General features: G+C 40.6%; 14 protein-coding genes and 3 pseudogenes. 10 read left to right on the top strand and 7 right to left on the bottom strand.

Going from position 1 to position 23959, the window contains the following annotated elements; genetic code table 11:
- Positions 1-230: 230 nt before the first annotated feature.
- Positions 231-2678: a hypothetical protein gene (locus tag V7K89_RS05530; protein WP_335185095.1), complete on the bottom strand. Its 2448-nt coding sequence runs from the start codon at positions 2676-2678 to the stop codon at positions 231-233.
- Positions 2679-2839: 161 nt separating this feature from the next.
- Here V7K89_RS05530 and V7K89_RS05525 point away from each other — a divergent pair, with 161 nt between their 5' ends.
- From V7K89_RS05525 to V7K89_RS05505, 5 genes are all read left to right on the top strand, one after another.
- Positions 2840-4189, top strand: a complete 1350-nt coding sequence (locus V7K89_RS05525; RefSeq protein ID WP_335185093.1) for a glutamine synthetase family protein — start codon at positions 2840-2842, stop codon at positions 4187-4189.
- Between the two features lie 69 nt (positions 4190-4258).
- Positions 4259-5398 (top strand): amidohydrolase family protein, encoded by a 1140-nt coding sequence (locus tag V7K89_RS05520; RefSeq protein ID WP_335185091.1) that lies wholly within the window; start codon positions 4259-4261, stop codon positions 5396-5398.
- A 605-nt stretch (positions 5399-6003) separates the two neighbouring features.
- The gene (locus V7K89_RS05515) at positions 6004-7173 is read left to right on the top strand and encodes a glycosyltransferase family 4 protein (protein ID WP_335185089.1); all 1170 of its coding nucleotides are present in this window, start codon (positions 6004-6006) and stop codon (positions 7171-7173) included.
- 63 nt (positions 7174-7236) lie between these two features.
- Positions 7237-8385 (top strand): glycosyltransferase family 4 protein, encoded by a 1149-nt coding sequence (locus tag V7K89_RS05510; RefSeq protein WP_335185087.1) that lies wholly within the window; start codon positions 7237-7239, stop codon positions 8383-8385.
- A 104-nt stretch (positions 8386-8489) separates the two neighbouring features.
- Positions 8490-8888, top strand: a complete 399-nt coding sequence (locus tag V7K89_RS05505) for a nuclear transport factor 2 family protein (RefSeq protein WP_335185085.1) — start codon at positions 8490-8492, stop codon at positions 8886-8888.
- A 121-nt stretch (positions 8889-9009) separates the two neighbouring features.
- Here the strand turns inward: V7K89_RS05505 and V7K89_RS05500 are convergent, their stop codons facing one another.
- Together V7K89_RS05500 and V7K89_RS05495 are read right to left on the bottom strand one after the other, a co-directional pair.
- The gene (locus tag V7K89_RS05500; protein WP_104909380.1) at positions 9010-9381 is read right to left on the bottom strand and encodes a hypothetical protein; all 372 of its coding nucleotides are present in this window, start codon (positions 9379-9381) and stop codon (positions 9010-9012) included.
- 608 nt (positions 9382-9989) lie between these two features.
- Positions 9990-10259 carry a hypothetical protein gene (locus tag V7K89_RS05495; RefSeq protein ID WP_335185083.1) on the bottom strand — a complete coding sequence of 90 codons (270 nt, stop codon included), beginning with the start codon at positions 10257-10259 and terminating at the stop codon, positions 9990-9992.
- 596 nt (positions 10260-10855) lie between these two features.
- Between V7K89_RS05495 and V7K89_RS05490 the strand changes: the two genes are divergently transcribed.
- Positions 10856-12154: a cation:proton antiporter gene (locus V7K89_RS05490; RefSeq protein ID WP_335185081.1), complete on the top strand. Its 1299-nt coding sequence runs from the start codon at positions 10856-10858 to the stop codon at positions 12152-12154.
- A gap of 141 nt (positions 12155-12295) precedes the next feature.
- Here V7K89_RS05490 and V7K89_RS05485 read toward each other — a convergent pair whose 3' ends face one another.
- Entirely contained in the window at positions 12296-12685 is a 390-nt protein-coding gene (locus V7K89_RS05485) for a hypothetical protein (RefSeq protein WP_335185079.1), read from the bottom strand.
- A gap of 335 nt (positions 12686-13020) precedes the next feature.
- Entirely contained in the window at positions 13021-14127 is a 1107-nt protein-coding gene (locus V7K89_RS05480; protein WP_335185077.1) for a saccharopine dehydrogenase family protein, read from the bottom strand.
- Between the two features lie 196 nt (positions 14128-14323).
- Between V7K89_RS05480 and V7K89_RS05475 the strand changes: the two genes are divergently transcribed.
- Positions 14324-15061 (top strand): class I SAM-dependent DNA methyltransferase, encoded by a 738-nt coding sequence (locus V7K89_RS05475; RefSeq protein WP_335185075.1) that lies wholly within the window; start codon positions 14324-14326, stop codon positions 15059-15061.
- A gap of 18 nt (positions 15062-15079) precedes the next feature.
- Here V7K89_RS05475 and crtD read toward each other — a convergent pair whose 3' ends face one another.
- Positions 15080-16588 carry a C-3',4' desaturase CrtD gene (crtD, locus tag V7K89_RS05470; RefSeq protein WP_335185073.1) on the bottom strand — a complete coding sequence of 503 codons (1509 nt, stop codon included), beginning with the start codon at positions 16586-16588 and terminating at the stop codon, positions 15080-15082.
- Between the two features lie 618 nt (positions 16589-17206).
- Between crtD and V7K89_RS05465 the strand changes: the two are divergent.
- Together V7K89_RS05465 and V7K89_RS05460 are read left to right on the top strand one after the other, a co-directional pair.
- Positions 17207-18235 (top strand): annotated as a pseudogene (locus V7K89_RS05465) (PAS domain-containing sensor histidine kinase); the annotation flags it as partial.
- Between the two features lie 564 nt (positions 18236-18799).
- Positions 18800-19663 (top strand): annotated as a pseudogene (locus V7K89_RS05460) (sensor histidine kinase); the annotation flags it as partial.
- 506 nt (positions 19664-20169) lie between these two features.
- Here the strand turns inward: V7K89_RS05460 and V7K89_RS05455 are convergent.
- A pseudogene (locus V7K89_RS05455) lies at positions 20170-20917 on the bottom strand (IS1 family transposase).
- 269 nt (positions 20918-21186) lie between these two features.
- Between V7K89_RS05455 and V7K89_RS05450 the strand changes: the two are divergent.
- Entirely contained in the window at positions 21187-23247 is a 2061-nt protein-coding gene (locus V7K89_RS05450; protein WP_335185071.1) for a hypothetical protein, read from the top strand.
- Positions 23248-23959 lie beyond the last annotated feature (712 nt).

The raw sequence follows: 23959 nt of genomic DNA, 5'->3' as shown, positions 1-23959 counted from the left end.
CTCTTCTTTTTCCATTTTTTCTAATCTCCGTAGACTTACAGTATGGACAATGCACAGTATGAACCCTCTCCTCATCCCTTTATTATGCAACACCACATATTTTTGTATATATAGCAATACTGAATCATTTGTGAAAAACAAGATCCCCGATTCTGTAAAAGTTGTCAAGGATCTGTGGCTTAGTTAAGCTCAGAGTCAAAGCTGTATTATGTCGTAATTGCTGTAAATACTCACCCCGCCAGCCGATACATAATCACTTTTCCTTTCCAATTTTCTTCCACAAATACCAGATGTTCTCCATTGGAACGCCGAAAAGCGCGAATACCGTAGGGTATATCAATCCAGCCACTTTCACCGCCAACTTCTGGGCCTGGTTTTAACTGTTGTACTTGCGCTCCCGTCTTGGCATTGTAGACATATACTTCTGCGGTTTTGACTGTCACAGCAAATACATAGTCTCCTGCCACACTGATTGCTGCTGTAGACACTTCACGCTTACCAGTGCTGTCGTAGGGAATTACAATCCGCCATTTGGGAGTACGATTTCCTTTACTCCAATTGTCAAAACGAGCAATCTCAGATCCAGCAACTCCAGCATCGTCACCAAATGCAGGGCGATCTACCGTAAAGCCTGACAAATACATACTATCTGTTTCAGGAAAATATTCGATCCGCCGCAAGTCGTTAAATATTTTGGGAGTAGTTTGCTTTTCCATCGAATTATAGCTGTAGATGGGGTTGCCTTTAGGATCTATTCTCTGTAAAGGATAATGTCGAATGCCATCTTCTGTTCGCAAAGCTTTCCAAACATCTCCCTTGCTGTCTACCCACCAGCCGCCAAGATGAGGATAATCTTTGCTGCGATCATATTCGTTCTTTTCAAATTTGCCATTACCGTTGCGATCGCGCCAGATCCATTCTCCTTTTTCTGGTTGATGCGGTGGCCAATTTCCGGTGATAAATGGTTTATCTGCGCTATTAGTACCGACAAACATTCCGGCAGGTATGGCGACTTTACCATCTGTGGCAGAATTAAAACGATATATTTGCAGAAAGCTGTTATACATATCTGTGAGGAACAAAAATGGCTTCCCTTGGATGCGGCGAACAAAGGTTCCATCTGGCGATGTATGCAGACGTGGATCTTGAGGATATTTGAAAGCATTTAAGGTGTAAGCTTTGTAAGTCCATTGCTTACCAGCAGCCTTACTGTAATCGATCAGATAGTGTTCTTGTTTGGTGAATAAATCTACACCATCAGTTTTCGGATCGGCATCTGCATTATCGACGAATATCAATCCCAGCGATCGCCACATTAATTTTCCCAATGGCGAAAATTTTCGCAAATCTGTTCCTGATTTGTTGAAACCATTACTATTTATATAGATATTGCCCGAAGCATCTGTACCAACTCCAGTAAGTCCGTAAAGTTTCAAATCTCGAACTTCACCAGGAACTCCTGCATAGATACCGCCTTTAGAACCAAAACTACCCACCTGCACCGGTTTATCTTTGATGTCGTAAATCAACATTTGCTGACGCGGGCCATTTTCTGCTACTAACAGCTTACCTTGATGATTAATAGTGATCGCTGTTGGTTCGACGATATCTGCAATCTGTTGCGACAATTGCTTTCCATTTTGGGAATAATGTAAAATTTTTGCAGGTTTACTACCATTTTTGCCTTGAATAATCCAGAGATTTTTTTGTGAATCAATAGTTATTGCTCCCGGATTAGCAACGGGAAAGCTACGGAGTTCCTTCATCCTATCAGTATCATAGACACGAATCCGGTTAGCAGCAGAATCACTCACATACAACTCGCTTTCCACAGTTGCTAATCCAGTGACTTCACTTTTAGTACTGGTAATCAACATACTTTTATCCCAGCCACGCCCATTTGGAAATGGTGCAGGTTTTCCTGACAAATCATAGCGTCTAACACTATACCAAGTTGTCCCTTCTGGTGGGTAATCTTCTTTTATATTGCCTCTCGAACCTTGAGTCATGGCAATATAAACATATTTACTATTTGCTGTTACAGCTTTGCCACCACCACGACTCCAGCCGTGAGTATCTTCAAGAGCAGCAATAACCTTACCATCTTTATATATTCCTGCCTCCATTGCTGCTTCATCCCAATGGCTGTTGGTATAAACTGTGCCATCAGGGGCAACATACATGGCCTCAATATTATTTTGTACTCGCAGATTTCCACTGCCAATAGTATTACCTATCCACGATGTTTTATAGTTAGGCGTAGGTGTTCCAGTATTGTTTTCTACTAGTAAATTTTTACTGCCAATAGTCTTAATTCTCAACGATATTTTATTGTTAAGCGTGGGTGTTTCAGTATTGTTTTTTAGTCTCAGAACCTCACTACCAATAGGATTAATTTTCGATGATATTTTGTGTATTTCGGTATTGTTTTGTACTCGCAGATTTTCACTGCCAATAGTATTACTTATCGATAATATTTTGTGTGTAAGCGTGCGTGTTCCAGTTGTTGCCCAGTCTGTTGTAATTCCAAGGTTAGTAACGACTACTGCAATAGTGAGACTGAGTAAAAACTGGAAAGTTATACTTTTTTGTAAACATCTAGTATTAGATAGTTTTTTGATATACTGATTGAGATGATTACGGAGTTTGAGGAACTGCGTAAGCAATTTATTTTTCATATATATTTTAAGCTTTTAATTATTTATATACAATCAGTTTTTCGGAAATCCGCAAAAAATCTAACTATTTTGAAGTGGCTATATATGTACTCAGCATCTAATACTGCTCTGCCATAACTTTCATGAGAAAATAAATCGAGTAAAGATAAAAATAACTAGCAATGGCTGAAAAAAAGAACTTTCAAAAAATACAAAAATATCTTGAAGAAGCTGGTGTTAAATTTGTACGAGTTCTTTGGTGCGATAATGCTAACATTATCCGTGGCAAAGCTGTGCATCTGGGAATGTTAGCTCACTACTTTGAAGATGGAGTAGGGATTTCTGTAGGGCAGCAGGGAATTCCCGTAATGTATGATGCAGTTGTGCCAGAAACAAATTTAGGGCCAGTAGGTGAAATTCGCTTAATCCCAGATTGGTCTAGTCTCAAGCCATTACCTTATAGTCAGGGTCATGCTCGTGTCATGGGCAATATGTTATTAGATGGTGCTGCTTGGGGGTTATGCCCGCGAAATTTCTTGAAGCGGATGATTGCGACAGCTAAATCAACTGGTTGGGAAGTACAGGCAGCCTTTGAAAATGAGTTTTACTTACTGCGGCAAACACCCGATGGCATCATTCCGGCTGACTCCACAGTTTTTGCTTCAACTCAGGCAATGGATCTCAACCGTGAAGTAATTGATGAGATCGCTGATGCACTTATTGCTCAAGGTATACCTGTCGAACAGTATTATCCTGAATCAGGCCCAGGTCAGCAGGAAATTTCCATGCGCTATACCGATGCTTTACAAGCAGCTGACTGGCAAATTGCTTTTCGAGAAACTGTCAGAGCGATCGCCTACCGCCACAACCTCATCGCTTCATTTTTACCCAAAATCTTCCCGGATGCAGCTGGTAGTGGTTGTCATATCCATCTGAGCCTTTGGGATAGCGAGAAAAACCTGTTACCCGATCCTCAGAGTATCTATGGTCTTTCTGAGGTGGCATTACAATTTATCGCTGGTATTCTGTGTCATCTTCCGGCACTGATGGCACTAACTACCCCAAGTACAAATTCTTACCGCCGCATTCTTCCTAACAGTTGGAGTGGTGCTTTCCGTTGTTGGGGATTAGATAATCGGGAGGCAGCCGTTAGAGTCCCTAGTGACCCTGGTTTGGGCTGTCCCAGCCACTTGGAATTAAAAACTGTAGATGCCTCAGCTAATCCTTACTTAGCAATAGGAGCAGTGATTGCAGCCGGACTTGATGGTGTGCAGCGTAGTCTCACACCACCAAACCCAGTAAATCAAGACCCCGGATATTTATCAATTGAAGAACGTACTGCTAATGAAATAGACCCATTACCAAATAATTTGGGGCAAGCGATCGCTCACCTCCAGCAAGACGATATCCTATTAACAGCTTTAAATCCCCAGTTAGCCAAAGCTTTCTTAGCAGTGCGTCAAGCAGAGTGGCAAGCAATGAAAGATTGGGAATTAACCACAGAAGTGAAAACATTATTAGAGAAATATTAGCAAGACTGCCAAGCATGAAACTAGTCTTTTCACCATTCTCCAATCCTTACTCCTTACCCCTCACTAAAAATGAATCTGGCTGATATTCCCTTAATTGACCAACACGCTCACAACATCTTAAAACCAGAAGTAGCTGCACAGTCTCCTTATCCAGCTGCCTTTACTGAAGGCTATGATCCTGAAATCATTAACTACCATGCCCGTCATACGTTCTTTTATCGCCGTAGCTTGCGCGATATTGCCGCTTTGTTGAACTGCGAAGCTGAAGAAACAGCAATTTTGGCACGGCGGGAAAATCTAGGATTAGAAGAACTAACGCAGATTTATTTTCAGGCTGCTAACCTAGAGGCGATTTACTTAGATGATGGTTTGCAGCCCGGAACTATCCTACCTCTGTCGTGGCATGAAAGATTTATTCCTGTGCAACGAATTCTGAGATTAGAACTATTAGCAGAACAGCTAATTCCGCAATCTCCTGATTTTGCTACTTTCTTAGCCAGATTCAATAGTGAGCTCGATCCCCCACCGCTGGGAGTAGTAGCTTTTAAAAGTATTGCCTGTTACCGGAGTGGTTTGGATATTCAATCGGTAGCTGACGAGGTGGCGGCGGCTCACTTTGACAACCTCAAGCAACAACTGCACAATCAACCTCTGCGACTGACAGATAAACCGCTGATTGATTTTTTATTACAACAGGCATTATTAATAGCAGCAAAATACCGCTTACCAGTGCAATTTCATACTGGCTATGGCGATCCCAGCTTGGATTTACGATTGGCTAATCCCCTAAATCTGCGATATTTACTAGAGTTACGACAGTACCGCTGTGTACCAATAGTATTGCTACACGCTTCATATCCTTATATGCAGCAGGCTGGTTATTTAGCTTCTGTATATCCCCAAGTTTATCTAGATTTCGGTTTGGCAATACCCTTTTTAAGCGTATCTGGGATGCGGGAAGCAATCAGGCAGATGTTAGAATTAACTCCCACTACTAAATTAATGTATTCTTCTGATGCTCACTCAATTCCAGAATTGTACTACTTGGGTGCAAAGTGGGGTCGCCAGGTTTTAGGGGAAGTGTTAGAGCAAGCAATTACAGATTCTGACATTACTATAGCTGAAGCTGAGGCCATTTCTGTAGCAATTTTACGTGAAAACGCCTTAATTCTCTACCAATCAGCGCACGAAACAAGTACTAAGCGTTAGCATTATTTATTACCCCAATCACTCTTGCTTTCAAAGTTGGCTGAGATTTTTCTTTAAATAAAGTGATTAAAAAGTGATATATAAATAGCAAATTATTTTACATAAGCTTTACAAAGCTCACCTTCTTCTTTAAAATTTCAGTTAATATAGAGCGTATTTCAGGTAAATAAAGTACACGGATAGGAGCACACAACAATGTTGTGCTCTTACGATAATCTGTGCCTCACACCTGTTGCAATCTACTGTATTTAAAACATTATTTAAAGTATCAATATTTACTTAGTTTTTAAATTAAAATTGTAAGCATTAATACAAAAACATTCTATATTTATTACTTTGTAGTGGCTTTTATCTCTACTTATATAGCATTCACCTTTCTGAATTTGAAAGTATTATATATATCTATCTCTGTGTTGTCTAGTTAATAAAAACACAGTTTTAATTCCTTATTGACGTTGATATATAAATAGTTTATAAATTGGTTTTATATACAAAAATTTTTATTGGTAATGTGTATTCACAAAATCTATTGATTCAGGTTTGCATACAGAGGTAGAAGCGTACAGGTGTGCGCCTATTTTTATATATTTATAGGAGATACATCAGTGGAAAATCAACTAGAAAATTTTGCTTCATCATCTGCATCTATTCTCACCCTTGGATTAGGTTGGTTTCCCAAAAGTCCCGGAGGACTAGAAAGGTATATTTATGAACTAACTCATAAATTAGCAGCAAATCAAGATAAAATTGAATTATGCGGAGTTGGTCTACCAGAGACTGAAATAAATTCGCCCATTAAGCTGACTAATTTGGCTTCTCCCAATAGTGCTATTTGGCAAAGATTATGGTCGATTCGTAATAATTTTCAGAAAACAAGAACGAGCAAACCAGATGCTATTAATTTGCACTTTGCATTATACAGCTTTCCGATTTTAGATATTTTACCAAAGGGAGCACCAGTTACTTTTAATTTTCATGGGCCTTGGGCTTCTGAGAGTCAGCAGGAAGTTGTTAACAAAAACCTTAGTCTTTTAATTAAATACTGGTTAATAGAAAAAAACACTTATAATTGCTGCGATCGCTTCATTGTTTTGAGCAAAGCTTTTGGGAAAATCTTACATGATAAATATCAAGTACCGTGGAGCAAAATTAATGTTATTCCCGGTGGAGTTGATATTAATTGGTTTCAACCAAATTTATCACCCCAGGAGGCTTGTGCAAAGCTAGGCTGGCCTAATAATCGCCGGATTATATTTACATCACGCCGCTTAGTACATCGAACCGGAGTTGACAAATTATTGCAAGCTCTAGCTATAATTAAGCCCAGAATACCAGATGTTTGGCTAGCGATCGCAGGTCGCGGTCACATCCAAGCTACACTACAACAACAGGCTACAGAATTAGGACTAGAAGACAACGTTAAATTTTTAGGTTTTCTCCCTGATGAGCAATTACCTATAGCTTATCAAGCTGCTGAATTGACTATTATGCCTAGTCAATCTTTTGAAGGATTTGGATTAGTAATAGTTGAGTCTCTAGCCTGTGGAACTCCCGTTTTATGTACTCCAATTGGCGGAATGCCAGAAATTTTATCAGAATTTTCACCCAATTTAATTACGACTTCAACAGAAGCCTCAGACATTGCTGAAAAATTAGAACAAGCACTTTTGGGAAATATCCCCATACCTTCACGCTTGGCCTGTCGCCAGTACGCCACCACACACTACGACTGGAATCAAATTGCCCAGCAAGTACGGAATGTTTTATTAGCTTAAATAAGTGAATCTCATAAATTTTAGGTGTGCTACATGAATAAAACTAGATAAAATAGAGGTTAGATGAGAATTTTTTTCCTAGACCAAAGCGGTAAACCAGGCGGTGCGGAATTATGTTTAATAGATATTGCTAAACCTTATGGCGATCGCGCTTTAGTAGGTTTATTTGCAGATGGCTCATTTAAACATTTATTACAGCAAAATCATATTCCAGTAGAAGTTTTTACAACTCAAACCATCCAAGTTCACAAAGAAAGTAGTTTGGTACAAGGATTCAAAAGTCTTGGACAACTTGTACCTTTGATTAATAAGATAGTTAAAAAAGCACGTGAATACGATTTAATCTATGCCAACACCCAAAAAGCATTAGTTGTCGGAGCATTGGCAAGTTTTTTCAGTCATCGCCCTTTAGTTTATCATTTACACGATATTCTTTCCAAAGAACATTTTAGCCAAATTAATCTTCGCATTGCTGTTAACTTAGCTAATCGTTTTGCATTATTAGTAATTGCGAATTCTCAAGCTAGCCAGACAGCCTTTGTGCAAGCAGGAGGGCGCTCAGATATCATCGAAGTTGTTTATAACGGCTTTAATCCAAAAATTTATCAAACTGATGAATCTGATATTAATAAATTACAACAACAGTTAGGATTGCAAGGAAAATTTGTTGTTGGACACTTTAGCCGTCTTGCACCTTGGAAAGGGCAGCATATTTTAATTGATGCCCTTGCTAAGTGTCCACCAGAGGTGATAGCAATTTTAGTGGGCGATGCACTATTTGGCGAACAAGATTATGTCCAAAAGTTACACAAACAAGTTAGTGAACTGGGGCTAGAAAATCGCGTCAAATTTTTAGGATTTCGTTCTGATATTCCCCAGTTAATGGCAGTTTGTAACTTGGTGGCACATACCTCCACTTCACCAGAACCCTTTGGTAGAGTGATTGTAGAGGCGATGTTATGTGAAAAACCTGTAGTTGCAGCCAAAGCTGGAGGTGCAATGGAATTAGTAGAACATGGACTTAATGGTTTTTTAGTCACACCAGGAGAACCCCAAGAACTTGCACAAGTAATTAGTACTTGTTTACAAGAGACGGAAATAACTGCAACTATAGCCAATAATGCCAGGATTAGTGCTAGTCAGCGTTTTGATATAACAGTAATTAATGATTACATTGCTAAACTATTAGTAAGTAAATTTAATAGTAATTAGTTAAGAACTTCATGGATATGTAATTTAGACTCCAAAGTTTAAGTATTATGAGTCGCTCGTGAGATAATCCGCTTAATTCGTTAGGTGGCAAGGATAAGTGACTCATGAAAACCGATAGGCTTACAATTAACCAGCTTTCACCCAAGACCTACGAGTGGTATCTCACCTACTTGCAGGCTATTGATATTAAAAATATAGAAGTTTACGGCACATTTCTGGCAGATGATTGTGTTATGCAATCTAACAATAATCCTCCTATTCAGGGTAAGGCTGCCATTTTACAAAGTCTTTCTGAGTACTGGATTACCTTCGATACCTTGACTCATGACTTACTGAATATTTACGGCACCGAATCGTCTTTTGTCCTTGAAGCCTTAAATCATTACAAACGCAACGATCAAAAGGTCATAACAGTTAGGGCGGTAGCTATCACCGATCGCCACGAAACAGGCTTAGTAACTTCGGTTAGACTCTATACTGATACAACACCTCTGTATACATAACTGCAACTTAATACTTTGATTTAGCCTCGGAGTTGATTCCGAGGCATGATAGTTACCAAGCAAGAGATTTGACAGATGTGTGTAAAGATCGGGAGTTGAATTTAGAGGTTAATAGGTGTGACTACAAACCAACTAATTCACGAGATTCAAAATCAGAAAGTTGTTGAGCGATCGCTAATCTTGCTTCCAACTTAGCTACACTAAACTGATTACGCAGATATTCCAAATGAGCGATGGCATTTGCTTTATCAACAGTTAATCGAATTTGAGTGTCTATTGCTTTTTGATATTCCTGATTCACAAGCAACACTTCAAAGCGACGAGCCTTACGTTGAGCATCATTTTTCAAATCCATCTCAAAGGCGGCAGTGCGGTCTGCATTGCCTTCAAATCGGTTAACTTGGTGCTGCACTGCCATCAACTGAGAGTCTATTTCATTAGCCCGTTGAGCAGCTTGTGCGATCGCGGCTGGATAATGACTCAGTTGCATCATTTAATCATTTTCCTCTAAGGTTAAGAATGTAGTGTTTAAGTATAAGATCAACTCTTGAATCCATTTACCAAAAGGCTCTCATAGAGCAGTTTTACACTTAACTTAGCTTGGTGGACGCTATATATATATTATAGTCCAAATGTACTGAATTAGGGTAGAAAAAGCGATGTCTGAGGTGCAGTGAGCGCAATTATTATCCACTATTTATTTATAGTTGCTTTTCTAAATTTTAGCGTCAATTAAGTTCAAATAAACTCTCAACAAATTTTAAATTCAAACCTCATTCATATTTATATATACTTTGTATCAGCCAACTTTTTAAGTTTTGAAAATTAGCTTTATATAGTACTGAAAATGAATATACATCATTATTAATTTCTGGAGATATTTTTTGAAGAACGCAATTAATTTTGCCTTTTACAGCTATTTTCAGGTAAATAGACCACGCGGTAGGGGTGCAAGGCCTTGCGCCCCTACAACAGATGTGGTTCAAATACATTAAAACTGCTGTATGATTAAGTCCGCCCATATACCCATGACTTCGTTAGCCGTCAGACTGAAGTCTGCGGCTAACAAAGTAAGCCTGCATATAAATTCCGCACTGTAGCTCAAGCTGCTTCCCGCAGTTGTGGTTGTGACGGCACACTCACCTCTGGAAATGAAAGCGAGAGTTGTTCGGCTTGAGGTACTGCGGCTTGTTCCAGAACTTGAACTTCGATATTCACGCTCACTAAATAACTACCTGTGTCAGCACCAACCGCTTCGGCAATTAGTCTAGCAATGTCTGGGCGTTTGGCAGTTAGCGGATCGCGTAAAATACACCGATCCCACTCATGCTTGGCAGTCGGATTGAGGTTGAGAATGTAATGCTTCATCATCGAACTAACCCTTGAATCCATCTTCCAGAAGGTTTTCACAGAGCCATTATGCATTTGGCTAGGCTTTGTGGACGCTATACTCATTATAGTATATTTGTACTAAATATGGTAATGTCTGAGTTAGAAAGTAGGGAATATATCATGTCCAGCTAATTAGCTATATTCCCGAATCTATGCAGAAAGCCTAAAAATCCCTTTTTGTGCGGTTTTAATCATAAGTCTTTAATCGGACACAATTAAGCTGTTCCACATTTAACTTGCATAATTAGCGTAGGCTTTTCGGCCTATGCCACAAGAGTTATATAAATTTTGGATTAGATGTTGTTTAGCTTATAAACCATTCCTAAAAGCGTATAGGTGTGTCTTAGCTATATTCCCGTGCTACATACGATTGTTAAAGGACTCCTAACAAATAATCAAAGCGCGATTTCTACGATGGGCAAAGCCAACGCCAAATTTATCTATTCTTTTCTTCTTCGATTTGGTGGTGTCTCTGAATTCCTAATCCCAGAAAATCTGCCTATAGGTAAATTCTAATACAAAGGTATTGCAACTAAGCTTACAAAACAACACCTTATATTTATGTAAATCGCTATATGGTAAATATCTATATTATTGACCTATTTGTGATTGGTCTACTTTTGCTGATGGTAACTTTAGGGTCAGGTTGGATTAGTCGCTTACCCCTTTCTTTTGCCATTATCTACTTACTCGTTGGTATTTTTCTAGGCCCTTATGGCTTTGGGCTAATTGAATTACGTCGGGATGACGTTTTTAACACCGAACTGCTGGAGAAAATAACAGAACTTGTTGTAATTATTTCTGTATTTAGCTGCGGCTTAAGAATTGTTCGTCCTCTAAAGTTGGGTGTTTGGGATATTACGGTGCGATTAATTGCATTTCTGATGCCAATTTCAATTTTTGCTCTGGCTGTTGTGGGTAAATTGTTTTTAGGGATGAATTGGGGAGAAGCAATTTTATTAGGAGCAATTCTCGCACCTACCGATCCAGTATTAGCATCAGAAGTACAACTCACTAGTACAAATGACCAAGATGAGTTGAGATTTGGTTTAACTTCTGAAGGTGGATTAAATGATGCTTTAGCTTTTCCCTTCGTTTATTTTGGCATTCATGCCTTAGAAAATGACAACTGGAACAACTGGTTTCAAAAATGGATTGCGGTTGATTTAATTTGGGCGATCGCAGTTGGCATTATTATGGGAATTGTTGTTGCAAAATCTATAGTTTTGATTGAAGAAAAAATTCAAAAACGCCGTGCTGCTGATAAGTTAATGGAAGACTTTGTTGCTATCAGCACAATTCTCATAACTTATTCTTTAACAGAAATGGTTAATGGTTATGGATTTCTGGCAGTATTTGTTGCTGGATTAGTTGTCCAACGCAGTTATAGAAATCCTGAAAAACCGCTAGCAGAATTGGAATTTGTTGAGCAAATTGAGAAGCTGCTAGAAGTTGGGACAATTTTACTATTAGGTTCAATATTATTATTGCAGCCAATGCTCAAGTATGCTGGGCAATCTTCGTTAGTAATAATTTTGTTATTTTTAATAATCAGGCCTGTAGGAGTTTGGATTAGCACAATAGGTAAACGTCCTTTAGAATCACACCGCCGAACTTTACACCCAGGAACTCGGTTATTATTTGGATGGTTTGGTATTCGCGGTGTTGGTTCTTTATATTATCTAGCCTATGCATTTGGTCATGGCTTGAAAGGTGAAGCAGCCGAACAAATTGCTTGGATAACTTACACTACTATTGTCGCTTCAGTAATTGTGCATGGAATTAGTACAACTCCATTAATGAAGTGGTATGAACGCAATTTTGCTAATAAGAAAAAGACTACTCCTCCCACCACAATAGACGAATTTGAGTAAAAGCAATTTTTGGCCACAAGTTTTAGATAGTGGCGACAATTTAACTAGTCTGAACCGAACCTTAATTTAAACCTGAGAGCCACTTTAAGTCCTAATTCCCCTTTCTTTTTAGGAAAGGGGTTTAGATTAGGTCTATATTACCTATTTACCAGTTACTTTTTCAATAACTTCTTTCGCTTTTTCACCAAAACTTTCTGGGGGATTTTGTTTTTGTTCTTCCTTCAAATTTCTTTCGTAAGTCTTCTCTATAGTATCAAGGTTTTTTGAATCTTTTTTTGCTTGCTCATAAGCTTCTTCTCGGTTTTCTTCCTGAATGCCAACACCTGGATCGTATTCGTTAGCACGATTAATTTTTTCTTCAGAATTTGGTTTATATTCTGGTGGTATTAGCTTTAATTCTTCAAGAGTAGTTGCATAACTAGCTTGCTGAACGAAAATGAAAGAACTTGACAAGCTAATGAAAATTATTAAACCAATAACCAAAAAGCTTGAACGTAATGCTTGTTTTAAACTTAATAGAATTTTTTGCATGAAAAAAGTCTCCTCATCTTTTGTTATGAGCCTTTTTAGATATTAAGATAGATTAAATCTTAGGCTCACAGGCATCCTAAGTGTTTAGGTACAGTTCTTTCTTCTACCTCAAGGTATATTAATTTTATTCATAAGACTCAAATCCTCGACTTCTTAGAGAAGTTGGAATCTCGTTGTTCGTGAATAATTTAGTCGTAGCAAAAAGTTGTGTAATCTTATCCGTGTACCTCATTAAAATGAGAATCGCTATAGTCCCAAATTATCGTGGTTACTAATATACAGTCTAGAACTCAGTTCTCAATTCAATAACTTTTTACTTTATTATCGATAGATATTTACGACCAACTGTGATTAATTTTAATTTTTCGGCTTTGCATTACGTCTTCAAATAAATTTGTTGGTAATGCTTCTTCTACAGGAAAAACTCCGGGTTTTTTGAGTTTACCTTCTAGCAATAATTGGGCAATACTACCTGTGCCACAACCAGAAGCCACAGCTGTATTTTCATGCACTACAGTTGAACAATAAACGGCTGTTTCACCATTTTTCTGCCCTGTAACCTCAGAACGAACAGCTACTCCAATTCCACTAAAATTATTAGTGACATCTGTCATCGAATGGCTGACATGAGACAGAAATTCAATCATATAACGACGTTGCATTAACCACTTGGGAAAAACGTGTGCCGCAATCCAGGTTAGATGATTATAAAAATCTGGAACAGAGCCAAACTTAGTAATTACAGTTTTCACTGATGGAAATGCTTGAGGCAGTGTAAAGGTTTCTGGCATATCAAACCAGTAAACTCCGCTGCGTCTATATGGAGATGGAAACTCAACTACTTCCCTTTCACTATAAGGCTTGATTGTTTCCCACTTTCCATCTACCCAAGCCTCAAAAGGAAACTGTAACCCTAGAAAAGTTGTCCGCATTACTGTAATCCCAGCACCACCAGAACCCGAAACCAAATAACTTAAATGGATCTTTTCTGGTTGCTCGAATTGTTCAACTCCCTGGCGTACCATGCTGTTAGAAATACCAGGAAAAATGCCAGTATTAATAATAGCTGTCACGCCAGCAGTAACAGCTTTTTCATGATATTTAAGAGCTTTGCTGGTATAAGAACGGTGGTCGCTAACATCTAGATAATTAACGCCTTCAGCAATACAGGTTTCGAGAACATTAGTATCTCGATAGTGAAATGGCCCAGCACAATGGATCACTAAGTTAGAGTTTGCGATCGCATCTCGCAGCTTGTCAATTTCTGCTAAGTCTAATATCAAAAACTGCACTTGTCCCCCCGAAGACAAGTTCACAGCCTTCCCAAACTCCGCAGATCGTCCAGTAATCGTAATTTGTGCTTGCGTATGGGTAGCTAGATCCTCGGCAACACTGCTACCAATCCGCCCTCGTCCTCCAAGAATTAAAACGCTGTCTGTCATTACTCCAGATTTGCAACACTAACCTTATTTCATCAGTTTTACGTCCTGTTTGCCATCGGTTATAAGTATGATTTACCTTTAAATCAAGGTAGAGTTTTCAATTACAGTTAAATTGCTCCCCGTACTAACCTCTATTGATTCTTGATTTGCTAATATGCCAATGATGTCATCAGCGTACTGCAAAGGAACAGCACGTATGGAACAGACAGGCCCAAATTTCTATGATGATGAGGCGGTTTTTGCAACCTACATACGCCATCGTCAACGTATAGATACACCGAACGATACCCTTGAAAAGCCAGTGATGATGGATCTCATTCGACCCATTACTGGTAAACGTGTCCTCGATTTAGGGTGTGGCGATGCGGCAGTTGGGCGAGAACTCCTTGATCGCGGCGCAGTGAGCTACACTGGTATCGAAGGATCGCACAAGATGGCTGCCGTCGCAAACAAGACACTTGCTAACACGGATGGTCAGATCGTTGAGCAGACGATTGAGAACTGGATATATCCGCACGCAACATTTGATCTAGTTATTGCGCGACTCTCCCTGCATTATGTCGCTGATTTAGCACCAATTTGCATCCAGATATTCCATACACTTACACCTGCGGGACTCTTTGTTTTTTCGGTCGAGCATCCTGTAATCACTTCTTCTGACATTGGATGGACTTCTGGGACGCTCCGCCAAGATTGGATTGTTGATAACTATTTTACGACCGGATTGCGAGTTACGGATTGGCTCGGCGGCACGGTGCAAAAGTATCACCGCACGGTGGAAGACTATTTTCATCTCCTCAATGCAGCTGGATTTATTATTGAGGATTTGCGTGAAGCTTGTCCGCAACGCGAACACTTTCAAGACGTGCAAACCTATGAGCGACGAAAACGTATTCCTCTGTTTTTGATATTTGCAGCACGCAAGCCTGGATAGCACAAGCTCATCTAATCTTTAGGCTTCAATCTGCCTAACTACCGTTAGTGCCGAATAACTCACTCCAGCGGTACCTTCCCCTGGATGGGTAGAGTCACCAACTAACCACAAATTCTGGATTGGTGTACGATTAGCGAACCCAAAAGGGCCAAAAGTGGGTATTCTTTGACCAATACCGCCAACTATACCGCGATCGCGGGCTGTGAAATGGGCAAAGGTGCGGGGTGTTGCAGCTTCTTGATGAATAATCGTTTCTGGTTTGAGATAAAAGTATTCAGCAAGACGAGCGATCGCTTGGAGGGTAAACTTTTCTTTTAGTCCTTCATAATCATCAGTCTGCCACCACTGTCCAGGATCGACAAATGAAGAAGCAATAATTGTCGCTTTCCCTTCTGGGGCGCGACCGTCTCCAGGATGACTGACAGAAACAAATAGGGAATTATTCTCACCAATGGGGCCATCAGCATCATACAGAAATTGCAGGTGGGGAGGACACCCAGGCGGAATCGCACTGACATCTACACCCAAATACACCACAAAAGCACCCGATGCTTGGGACAGTTTTTCCACCCGGTTTTTATAACCAGATGGCGCTTGTTCTCCCAACAACTGCACCAAATTTTGCACGGTGACGTTGCTAATTATGTGGTCGGCTGCTTCTGTCCAAACTTCGCCAGTTTTCTGATTTCTAATAACTACAGCACTGGCTTTACCGTTTTCTACTTTGATTTCTTCTACTGTGTGGCGCATCAATAGTTTGCTGCCATCTCTCTCTAGAGATTGTACCAAGCGATCGCTTAATACTTGCATACTTCCCTGGAGGTGAAATAATCCTTGGGGCAGTTGGGATACACTCAAAGCTGTTGCCGCATAAAGTAATGCTGTTTCTTCTGCATCCACCTGAGAGTATAGTTTCAGTTGCAAATCCAAAAAAGTTCTTAATCGTCGGTCATTTCCCAATCCACATAACCGTAAAGCATCTCCTACCGTAAACAAGGTGAAGGGTACGGTAATTAATGTACTGGGACGCACCGCCTGAGTTAGCTGCCACAAATCCCATAAATTACGCGGTGGTAGCACCGGATCGCGTCCTTGAAATTCCCAACTAGCAGCAAATAAAGTTGCCATCAACTGCCAAAACGGTTCGCTACCGGGAAACTGTTTTTGTCGTTCCTCTTGCCATTTCTCTTGGTCGCGCCAAACGTTGATGGGTGTGGTTTCCCCAGGTAAATACACCGCACAAGCAGGATCGCAAGGTGTCGCTTGTGGCAAATCTATTGACAATTCTGAGAAAATCCGGTGGTGAATTCCCCCTGGTTCCAACCCCGCCACCTGAGTTGCTCCCACATCAAAGGTAAATCCCTGCCGTTTAAAGGTTGAAGCACAGCCTCCTGGTACGAGGGCTTGATCCAAAATTAAGACACTGTAACCTCTATGAGCTAATAATGCTCCAGCAGTCAGTCCACCTATTCCTGCACCGATAACGACTACATGAGAATTACTTTTGTCAATAGGAATGCTGGACATTGATTAGTTTTTTTAAAATTCTTAATACTTTTACTTATAATTTTACCTTAATCTCAAAGTTAAATAGAGACCTAACCCCCAACCCCTTCCCTTATAAAGGGAGTAAGATTCAAAGCCTCTCTCCTAACAGGAGAGAGGTCAAAGTGAATCAAGGGCGGATCAACCTAAACCCAAAAAATTTGAAATCAACGGCAATAGATTGCTGCATTGTTCAACCAACTTTGTGGCACTAGGTAAACTAGAAATTGTCCCTTTTAAAATCTTAATAGCCGTTTTCGCCGCCTTTTGCATTGCCCCCTCTTGAGGACTTTTCCTAGCTTCTGCTAAAGCTTTCGCTTGTTCTAATGCCTCAGCTTTATCTTCTTGCGGTCGTCCTGATATTTGGGTGTCGGACTTATTTAGCGCCCAGAAGAATCATCCAGCACAACAATGGAATCAATTTAATCGTCTGGATTATAGCTTTGTAAGGCGTAAATTTAGTCTTACAGGTTAAAAATGAGCGAACCGACAAAATCTGGTGCAAGTTCAATAATTATTGCGATTGCAGATGAAGCAATCGGTGGATTTTAGGGAAGACTGAGCTTACGTCCTTATTTTCCCTATTTTTCTGTGCTAATTATGAATGAGCAACCGAATTCAATGCCTCCCCTGCGCCGAAGTCTCACTTCACAAGAAACTTGGGGGTTTGGTTTTAGCGGTTTGCTTTTATGGTTAGGGACGGCTCCTGCTATACATGCTGCACTAGGCCCGCAGGCGCTCTGCGTGTGGTTGCCTGGAACCATCATTGGCATACTGCTCAACCTCCAAGTTAAGCGGTTAGGGACATATTTCCTAGAGGTCGCTGGAGGCACCCCAAACTATATGACCCGCTTGCTCCACCGATTCCCAAACTTGGCTCGCTATGGGGCGATTGGCTACCTGCTCGGCTGGGTCTCTGTTCCGCCCATGGATGCGATTATTCTGACCGATTTAATCAAGGCGAATCTGACTCCACTGAGCATTACCTGTCCAGAGACTCTACTCAGAATCGGGTTTACAGTTCTGCCCTTTATCGTTGCCTTTAGTGGAACTCGCACGCTAGGCATTTTGCACTCTTTCTTTGTATTTCCGGCGGTTGGGTTTCTTCTCACCTTTTGTCTCCAAGGCATTGGTTGGTTGAGTTTTGCCCCCACTAGCCCTGGGGTGCTGCCCGATCTGGGAGCAGGCATTTCCCTGATCGATTGGATGAAATGGTTCTTTATCGCCGTCTATGCAGTTTATGGTTGCGAGACGACATCTTCATTTGTGGCAGATAGCCTCCAACCCAGCGTTACCCTACGGTGTTTGCAGGTGACTGCTGGATTGATTCCGATCGTCTATCTCGGTGGATCATGGGTTTTAATGCGGTTAGCCACAGCCCCCGAATTAGGTGATAGCGCCTATCTCAATCTAGTGGCAGCAGCCCAACCCTTTTGGGGCGCATTCGCCCCCGCTCTTGTCACTTTTCTAATTACGTCAGGGTGTCTCCTTAGCTCTGCAACCGCTGTTTCTAACTGTCCCCGGATTTTGTATCAGTTAGCCAAAGATGGCTACTTACCGCCTGTATTTGCCGTGTTGTCTCGCCGGGGAGTGTTTGAACCCAGTTTAATTTTTATCCTGGGGCTGAGTCTAATTTGCTTGGGGTGGGGCGATGTGGAACGGGTTGTAATGGTGACAGGCACTGGCTATCTAACTTCAATGATGGCAATTCACTTAGGTGAGTGGGTCAGTCGGCGGCGACCAGCAGCCCGATGGCCCTGGTGGTCGCTGGGTTTCTTTGGCATTGAAGCGATTGTTTTGGTGGTGGGCGGATTGGCATGGGGCTGGCAGGACTTAGCCATTGGATTGCTCCTGCCTGGGCTGGTGAGCATAGCAGGCAATCAATTACCGCGCTTGAACGTCTCCCTGTTCCATCCCGATGGGTGGATGCAACATTATCACCAGCAACCCCATACCAGCAAAACAGATTGGTTGGCATTTCAGGTGATGATCTTAATTGGCTTAGTGTGCAGTGCGGTGAGTATTGGCTGGTGGGTGAGGGCGGGTTTAGATCGGGTGGGTGTGGGGCAACATGTCGCGTTGTTTAGCATTTTGTTAATGACGGTTGCCTTCGTGGGAGTGGCGATCGCCTGTTGGACTAGTCTGCCCCAAATTGCCGCCATTACTGAAGCCCGAGAACAGGTCGAACGCACACTGCTGGATTTGCAACAAGCCCAAACGCAACTTGTGCAGGCAGAAAAAATGTCAGCATTGGGTAATTTAGTTGCTGGGGTTGCTCACGAGATGAATAATCCTTTGGGCTTTATTTCTGCTACTCTCCAACAAGCTAAACCCACAATTGCTGATATTATTGAACACTTGAAACTCTATCAAGAAAGTTTAATCAAACCGGATGATGACATTAAAGACCACGCCGAAGAAATTGACTTGGATTATAGCTTAGAAGACTTGCCCAAAATGATTGATGAAATGGCCATGGCCTGCGAACGCCTGAAAAATGTCAGCACCAGTCTCCGCACTTTCTCCCGTGCAGATAAAGATTATAAAGTACCTTTTAATATCCATAAAGGTATTGATAGCACAATTTTAATTCTCAAACATCGCCTGAAAGCAAATGAACAACGTCCAGCTATTAAAGTGATGACTGAGTATGGTAACTTACCTGATTTAGAGTGTTTCTCTGGGCAATTAAATCAGGTATTTATGAATATTCTGGCGAATGCTATTGACGCATTAGAAGAAGGGAATTTTGAGCGGAGTTTTAAAGAAATTAAGGATAATCCCAACCAGATTATAATTACAACTTCAGTGATAGATGAGAACGTAAAAATATCAATTGCTGATAATGGCAAGGGAATAAGTGAAGGAGTTAAAGAAAAAATATTTGACTATTTATTTACTACAAAAGAAGTTGGTAAAGGTACGGGTTTAGGACTGGCGATCGCTCACTCTATTGTAGTAGAAAAACATAATGGTTCACTGGTTGTGAATTCTACACTTGGTGAGGGAACTGAATTTGTCATTACCTTACCAATTCTGACTCAGACTCAAAATTAACTTGGTTGAGACTCTAAAATTCTTTAGTCATTATCTCTTCTATTAAATCGACTTCATCAATGACCCAATCAGGCGTTAAGAGTGCAAAAAAAGATAAACGTAAATTGGCAAAGGTATTAAATTTGTAATTAAAAAAGTCACATTAAATCTGAGTTTTGGGGTTTTAATCTGGTGACAGATTTTAGAGAATTGCTATCACTGATATGTTATACAAGTTTGCTGTGCAATATTTCGGATTTTGGCAAAATAAGGAAAATACAAAAATTTTGGATGTAATACGCGGTATAAGAGCATAACTGTACACCCTTACGTTTGAATGCTTAAGTCATCATCAGCAATATTGAAGTTGCTGTCACCATACTTAAGCTGTAGTTATCAATATTGCGACTGTAATGGTTCGACAACTTACGGGAGCAGCTCCCGAACTTATGGGAGCGGTTTAACCAGGCGATCGCTGTCTTTATCCCCCTATATAGTATACAAAGACTACTATCCACATCTTTGACTTACCAATTTGGCGTTGCTGAATCCAAGTATGAATTATGCGATCGCCTCAAGGTTGCAAGCGCTACGCACCCGCAACGCCACGGAACCGTACCTGGTTGTTGTATTACTAATCGAATAAATAGTTTCAGTATTTCCTCTGGCTTAGAGTAACAAAAAGTCTACGATGTAACCTAGCCAAATAATGTCTAAAACGGCTATTTTCGCCTTCTACTCAAGTCAATTAAGTTTTGCTTACAATCTGGTCTTCATTACTAATAAAACAAGGGTAAACTGCGGAGCCTCCTATGACATAAAAAAGACAGCGCCAACATTTTATTATTTGCCACAACAGTTTAAAAGTTTCAGAACTACGTCTCCTAAAACCCAGGTTATAACTCTCGGATTATGCTTATTTACTGCTGTCTACAACCAAATTTGGTTTTTTTTACCTACAAAAGTTTCTAGTTCATCAACTTGAGTAATTTCCGGTATCTCATTATATTCAGGTGAATTAGGTAAGGTATCTCCCAGCTTTCTAACCCAATTTATTACAGTTGTATGATCTACTTTCTTCACTCACTTAATTGCACGGAATCCTGAACCATTCACGTACATTTCTAAACACTCTTTTTTCATGGACTCAGGATAACCCTGCTGTTCATAAGAATCTATAAACTGACGACCGCAATTTGCACATATATAATTTTGTTTACCATATTTTTTGCCGTTCTTGCGGATATGAGTTGATGCACACCTTGGACATTGCATAGTGATGTCTACGACGGGCTACGCCTACGCTCAAATTCATACTTCAATTATGCAACGCCACATTTTTGAACGCAAAGGAAATACTAGTTATGGTACATCAACAGTAGTTTGTTAGTTAGTTGATACCATCCTGCGAGATGAAATGTAAATATTTCCAGTATCGGTGAGAGCAGATTATAACTTTTTGTAAAGATTGCATAGCAAAGTACGTAAAGTTTTCTGCTTGATACAGAGAAATTAATAGAAGTTTCCTTTAAGGATGAAATTATATGTCAGTATCAGCTTCTTTAGACCTGTCTAAAACTTTCTTCCTCAACAGCTTACTAGGAGCTAATCAGACAATTTATTTAGATTTCGACGGCAATATCACCTCTGGTACTTCCTGGAACACAAGTGAACGTCCGGCTAACATTATCACCCCTGCCTTCGACTTCGACGGCAATACAGCATCCTTTAGCTCGGCTGAACTTGAAACAATTCAGTATATCTGGCAGCGCGTCGCTGAGGATTTCAGCCCGTTTAATGTTAATGTCACAACGCAGGCTCCAGCAGATATTAACGATCTGATTAAGAGCGGCAGTGATGATACTCGCTGGGGGGTGCGTGTTGCGATTGGTGGTAGCAGTTACGATTGGTATGGTAAAGGAGCCGCAGGAGTCGCCAAAGTTGGTTCTTTCAACTGGGATAGTGATACTCCTACTTTTGTTTTTCCTGAAGAAACGATAAACGGTGATGAGAAGTATACGGCTGATACTATCTCTCATGAAGTAGGTCATACGCTGGGACTCCAGCATGATGGACAAATAACCCCCGCTGAAGAATACTACGAAGGACATGGTAGTGGAGAGACTGGCTGGGCACCGATTATGGGATCGCCGGGGTATTACCAGGAGCTAACCCAGTGGAGTAAAGGCGAGTATACTTCTGCTAACAATACTGAGGATGATTTGCAAATTCTTACGACCCAAAATGGTTTCACCTACCGAGCCGATGATTGTGGTGATACAATTGCGACAGCAAAGCCACTAACCATTTCTAGTACGTCTATCAGTGGTAGTGGCATCATTGAGCGCAATACAGATTTAGATTTTTATAGTTTTGTCACAGGTACTGGTCTGATTAGCTTGACAGTGAATCCTTTTAGTCCAGGGCCAAACTTAGACATTTTGGCAGAGCTATACAATTCTGCTGGTACCTTAATTGCATCATCCAATCCAACAGATTTACTATCTGCAAGTATTACAACAAATGTCGTTGCTGGAAATTATTACCTCAAAATTGATGGTATAGGAAAAGAAGATCCTCTTTCAACTGGCTACACGGATTACGGCAGTTTGGGGCAGTACTTTATCAGTGGTACTTTAAACTTTCCTAATATCCAGCGATGGGCAACTGGTCAAGGGGGGTTTTGGGATACTCAAAAATGGCTAGTCGGCGATTTTAACGCAGATGGGAAAGATGATTTAGTCAACGTCTTCAATGATGAAGGTCTAGCTAGTATTGATACTCACTTATCTAATGGTGAGAGTTTTGATAGCCAGCGCTGGGCAACTGGCCAAGGTGGGTTTGGGGATACTCAAAAATGGCTAGTTGGTGATTTTAACGCAGATGGGAAAGATGATTTAGTCAACGTCTTTAATGATGGGGGTCTAGCTAGTATCGATACTCACTTATCTAATGGTGAGAGTTTTGATAGCCAGCGCTGGGCAACTGGCCAAGGCGGGTTTTGGGATACTCAAAAATGGCTAGTCGGCGATTTTAACGCAGATGGGAAAGATGATTTAGTCAACGTCTTTAATGATGGGGGTCTAGCTAGTATTGATACTCACTTATCTAATGGTGAGAGTTTTGATAGCCAGCGCTGGGCAACTGGCCAAGGTGGGTTTGGGGATACTCAAAAATGGCTAGTTGGTGATTTTAACGCAGATGGGAAAGATGATTTAGTCAACGTCTTTAATGATGGGGGTCTAGCTAGTATCGATACTCACTTATCTAATGGTGAGAGTTTTGATAGCCAGCGCTGGGCAACTGGCCAAGGCGGGTTTTGGGATACTCAAAAATGGCTAGTCGGCGATTTTAACGCAGATGGGAAAGATGATTTAGTCAACGTCTTTAATGATGGGGGTCTAGCTAGTATCGATACTCACTTGTCTAATGGTGAGGGTTTTGATAGCCAGCGATGGGCAACTGGCCAAGGTGGGTTTGGGGATACTCAAAAATGGCTAGTCGGCAATTTTAACGCAGACGGGAGAGATGATTTAGTCAACGTCTTCAATGATGGGGGTCTAGCTAGTATCGATACTCATATAAAGAACCAGACTTTGGGATGAAATTGATAGCCAATAGGACTGTAAACCAATCAACACAACTGATTGATTATATTTACGTCTTCTTGCCTGTGCAACCATTCCGGTTGTACTCATGCGTAAGAAACCGAATGTCCAATAAATGTAATTGAACAAAATTGTTGCTAGTCCCACACCTGCTAAATGACTTAAAAACATTACATCTAATAGTCCAGCCAACGGAACCATTAAATTTGAAAGTACATTTACAGATGCAAGTTTGAAAAAATGGCGAATGAATGCTGAACTTGGAGCCAAAATAAGCAAGATTATCAAATTTATTGGCCGAAGTACATTTATTTAGGGATATTTTTTCAGCTTCAGTAATTTTAGGTAAGCCTTCAGACCACTCTGGGAAAAACTACTTGTCTTCAATTCTGACTAAACCGAAGCGAGTATGGGCATGGGTTAAGCTGGTATAATCGCTTCCGTGATTGTTGCTGTCTGGTGTCATGGCTTTCTACCTTCCGGTATATGCAAAACCTAGCCTTCGGGTGTTATTGATTTTTTCACCTTTACATATAATGTGAAATTATTGTATCGGCTCAATTTTTTCTTTTTTCCACTACCCCGATTTATTGAGCGGATACTAGTGTCTAAAACGCTCAAAATCTAAGCTCAATAAAGGTTTGGGTAATAGCGTAGGTGTAGCCTGCCGTAGGCATCGCACTGCTTGTGAGAAATGCGGGTAAGGAGT

The organism is Nostoc sp., assembly GCF_036917515.1.
In the GTDB taxonomy this organism is placed as follows: Bacteria; Cyanobacteriota; Cyanobacteriia; order Cyanobacteriales; family Nostocaceae; genus Nostoc.
Note: the sequence above shows the minus strand (reverse complement) of the source record. Positions and strands in the feature narration are given on the sequence as shown.

Bases quoted from the DNA above. Each gene is read 5' to 3' on its own strand.
- V7K89_RS05525 (WP_335185093.1), top strand. From the start codon at position 2,840: ATGGCTGAAAAAAAGAACTTTCAAAAAATACAAAAATATCTTGAAGAA.
- V7K89_RS05480 (WP_335185077.1), bottom strand. From the start codon at position 14,127: ATGACAGACAGCGTTTTAATTCTTGGAGGACGAGGGCGGATTGGTAGC.
- V7K89_RS05475 (WP_335185075.1), top strand. From the start codon at position 14,324: ATGGAACAGACAGGCCCAAATTTCTATGATGATGAGGCGGTTTTTGCA.
- crtD (WP_335185073.1), bottom strand. From the start codon at position 16,588: ATGTCCAGCATTCCTATTGACAAAAGTAATTCTCATGTAGTCGTTATC.
- V7K89_RS05510 (WP_335185087.1), top strand. From the start codon at position 7,237: ATGAGAATTTTTTTCCTAGACCAAAGCGGTAAACCAGGCGGTGCGGAA.
- V7K89_RS05495 (WP_335185083.1), bottom strand. From the start codon at position 10,259: ATGATGAAGCATTACATTCTCAACCTCAATCCGACTGCCAAGCATGAG.
- V7K89_RS05530 (WP_335185095.1), bottom strand. From the start codon at position 2,678: ATGAAAAATAAATTGCTTACGCAGTTCCTCAAACTCCGTAATCATCTC.
- V7K89_RS05505 (WP_335185085.1), top strand. From the start codon at position 8,490: ATGAAAACCGATAGGCTTACAATTAACCAGCTTTCACCCAAGACCTAC.
- V7K89_RS05450 (WP_335185071.1), top strand. From the start codon at position 21,187: ATGTCAGTATCAGCTTCTTTAGACCTGTCTAAAACTTTCTTCCTCAAC.
- V7K89_RS05490 (WP_335185081.1), top strand. From the start codon at position 10,856: ATGGTAAATATCTATATTATTGACCTATTTGTGATTGGTCTACTTTTG.
- V7K89_RS05500 (WP_104909380.1), bottom strand. From the start codon at position 9,381: ATGATGCAACTGAGTCATTATCCAGCCGCGATCGCACAAGCTGCTCAA.
- V7K89_RS05485 (WP_335185079.1), bottom strand. From the start codon at position 12,685: ATGCAAAAAATTCTATTAAGTTTAAAACAAGCATTACGTTCAAGCTTT.
- V7K89_RS05520 (WP_335185091.1), top strand. From the start codon at position 4,259: ATGAATCTGGCTGATATTCCCTTAATTGACCAACACGCTCACAACATC.